The organism is Burkholderia lata (genome assembly GCF_902499025.1).
GTDB classification, from domain to species: Bacteria; Pseudomonadota; Gammaproteobacteria; order Burkholderiales; family Burkholderiaceae; genus Burkholderia; species Burkholderia lata_C.
Map to the genome: position 1 here is coordinate 1 of NZ_CABVPW010000106.1, position 1,352 is coordinate 1,352.

The 1,352-nt window shown below is 62.5% G+C and carries 1 protein-coding gene; it reads left to right on the top strand.

Annotated elements, in window-relative coordinates:
• Positions 1-97 precede the first annotated feature (97 nt).
• Positions 98-1,192 carry an IS5 family transposase gene (locus tag BDI24065_RS40825; protein ID WP_175035932.1) on the top strand — a complete coding sequence of 365 codons (1,095 nt, stop codon included), beginning with the start codon at positions 98-100 and terminating at the stop codon, positions 1,190-1,192.
• The last annotated feature ends 160 nt before the right edge of the window (positions 1,193-1,352 follow it).

Sequence of the window (1,352 nt, forward strand, 5' to 3'; positions counted from 1 at the left end):
CAGGCTGTTGAATTTGGGAACGGTGTAAACGGGCTTTGCGAGCGGTGCGTTAGAGATATCGTGTTCATGACCTTGAGCGGATGAGCCGATGCGTGGAATGGACGAGATGCAAGAACCGCTGTTCACGACGGTGAAGCTGGAGGACTTCGTGCCGGCGGATCACCCGTTGCGGCCGCTTCGGCTGCTGGTCAATCAAGCGTTGAAGCGGCTCAACGGGCTGTTCGGCACGATCTATGCTGACAGCGGTCGCGCCTCGATTGCGCCGGAGAAGCTGCTGCGTGCGTTGCTGCTGCAGGTGTTTTACTCGGTGCGCAGCGAGCGCATGCTGATGGAGCAGATGCGCTACAACCTGCTGTTTCGCTGGTTCGTCGGCTTGGCCATCGAAGACGCCGTCTGGGACCACTCGGTATTCTCGAAGAACCGCGACCGGCTGCTTGAGCACGAAGTGATCGAGGCGTTCTTTACCGAAGTCATGAGCTTGGCGGACAAGCAAGGGTTGCTGTCCAGAGAGCACTTCTCGGTCGATGGCACACTGATCCAGGCGTGGGCCAGTCACAAGAGCTTCCGTCCCAAGGGCGGCTCGGACGATCCGCCGGCCGGCGGCGGACGTAATGCCGACACGGACTGGAAAGGCAAACGGCGCAGCAACGACACGCACGAGTCGAGCACGGATCCGGACGCCCGGCTGTTCAAGAAGAGCAAAGGCACGCCGTCCATCCTGTGCTACCACGGTCACATCCTGATGGAGAACCGTTCGGGCTTGGTGGTCGGCGCCGTGGTGAGCCATGCCGACGGCTTCGCCGAACGCGCCAATGCATTGCGCCTGCTCGATTGCGTGCCCGGTCGTCATGCCAAGACGCTCGGCGCCGACAAGGGCTACGACATTCGCGACTTCGTGCGGGACTGCCGTGCGCGCAAGGTAACGCCGCACGTCGCGCGCAATGACACGCATCAAGGCGGCAGCGCGATCGATGGCCGCACCTCGCGGCACGCCGGCTACGGCATCAGCCAGATGAAACGCAAACGCATCGAAGAGCACTTCGGCTGGGGCAAGACTGTCGGCAGGATTCGACAGACCGTGTATCGGGGCGTCAAACGGGTCGACCAGCACTTCAAGTTGACGATGCTGGCGAGCAACCTGACTCGAATGGCGCGAATGCTGACGGTGGTGCAGCAAGGGGCCGTGCAATGAGCCGCCCGAGCGCGGCCGTCGCGCGGCAACGCGCCGGCGATCCCGCTCGCCAGCGGGGCAGCCACGACGATCTATCGGCAACTCGGCGGCCAATCGCATACCAAATCCATTTAATCAGTGCCCCGGCCATCAAACCGCGGCGCTTTTCAACAGCCTGCTA

What these genes read in the sequence shown, in the direction of transcription:
- BDI24065_RS40825 (WP_175035932.1), top strand. Translation starts at nt 98, where the DNA reads ATGGACGAGATGCAAGAACCGCTGTTCACGACGGTGAAGCTGGAGGAC.